3 protein-coding genes are annotated in these 1,491 nt (G+C 27.9%); all 3 read right to left on the reverse strand.

Annotation, left to right across the window (positions count from 1 at the left end; genetic code table 11):
• Window positions 1-452: 452 nt before the first annotated feature.
• A complete protein-coding gene (locus H8R92_RS12975; RefSeq protein ID WP_022211303.1) occupies window positions 453-875 on the reverse strand; it encodes a regulatory YrvL family protein in 423 nt (140 codons plus the stop codon).
• 109 nt (window positions 876-984) lie between these two features.
• The gene (locus H8R92_RS12980; RefSeq protein ID WP_186835676.1) at window positions 985-1,167 is read right to left on the reverse strand and encodes a hypothetical protein; all 183 of its coding nucleotides are present in this window, start codon (window positions 1,165-1,167) and stop codon (window positions 985-987) included.
• Between the two features lie 101 nt (window positions 1,168-1,268).
• Window positions 1,269-1,409 (reverse strand): recombinase family protein, encoded by a 141-nt coding sequence (locus H8R92_RS13555; protein ID WP_366461615.1) that lies wholly within the window; start codon window positions 1,407-1,409, stop codon window positions 1,269-1,271.
• Between the last annotated feature and the right edge of the window lie 82 nt (window positions 1,410-1,491).

The raw sequence follows: 1,491 nt of genomic DNA on the forward strand, positions 1-1,491 counted from the left end.
ACTTCCTTTAATGTCATAACTTCATTTTCATCTACTTTAATTTCTTTTACATCTTTAATCCAGCCGTTAATTGTTGATTTTGCAATGCCATATTCGTAGACGATGCTCTGCTAAGCTCATTCTTGATTTAAATAACTCTACTATCATATCCTTATATTCTTGATCGTATCTTCTGTCCTTTCCCATAATGGACACATCCTTTCTTAACTAAATATTATTTTACTTAGTTCGACTTAATGTGTCCACTGCTTTATACTAACACCACTTTTATTATAAATAAAAACTCCTACCAATATATATTATATATAAGTAAGAGTTTTAATATCTTATAACCTTATTTTTATCAATCCAATTTTAGTAAAAATCTCATTTATTTATGGTACAGTCCTCCGTATCAGTAATAAATGAGGTTTCTTTATATTCATCTATTAATTAAACTGGAATTTGTCAATTCATTCCTTTAGTTTTTTATCAACATCATTTATTCCAAATAAAGCTAATATCAAAGATACAATAATAATAGAAATATCTGTTGCCGAAACAGACTGCATAAAATAATCGACAACACGCAGACCATAAAATGTAGCAAACGCATCTAAGATAATATAAAAGAGTATAGCCATTTGTTTTGGCAATTTCCCAAAAGATAGAACTACTTTAGGCAATATCTCAGCTATCAAACTAAAAGGATAAGAAATAATTGTTGCAATTACAAAAAACAGAATAATACTCCCTATTGACTCATATTCAAACCCAAATATTTTCATTATCGCTCCACATAATAAGGCAATAATAGATAATATGCCAACAAACAATAATCCACATAAGATAAAAGTTGTTAACTTTTCTTTATGTCTGTTCCAAATCTCTTTCAATTATTTCACTCCCAAAATTCTAATTTACCTAATAAATATAAATATTTCTACATGATAAAATTATACTATTTATCTATACCAACCTCAATATTTTCATTGCTATTATTCTCTATATAGCAATATCTAAGTTTAATTTACTTACACCAACATTTCTTAACATAAAAGAAGAAGGAGCATCCTTTATAGATACTCCTTCTTCCTTATTTATATAGTCAACCAAGCTATCATTTATTTTTAGTTTTATTGAATCTATTTCTCTTGCTTCATTTATAGTTATCTCTGATATTATCATATAAAGCAATTTCTTCTGTTGCTCTCTAGTTACACTTTCTGTTAGAACTTTACTGAAATTCTCTAATATACTCTTTATGAATCCATAAGGTACTTCTTCACTTACATCATCTGAAATTGCATTTTTCCTGCTGGAGTACTATTATCAAACTGCTCTGAATAAGAATTGAAAGCTATACTATTCTGCTCTACTATATCTACTATCCTTAGAACATCTGAAAGCTTTATACTTATCCTATTAATCTTCTAAGAAATCACCATCTGAAACTTTCTTTCCTCTGCATCCTTTAGAAGTTCCTTTAGTGCTGGTCTATTTTTTATCTCT

It is taken from the genome of Clostridium lentum, assembly GCF_014287815.1.
GTDB classification, from domain to species: Bacteria; Bacillota; Clostridia; order Clostridiales; family Clostridiaceae; genus Clostridium; species Clostridium lentum.

Coding starts and splice junctions, on each gene's coding strand:
- H8R92_RS12980 (WP_186835676.1), bottom strand. CDS start 1,167: ATGATAATATCAGAGATAACTATAAATGAAGCAAGAGAAATAGATTCA.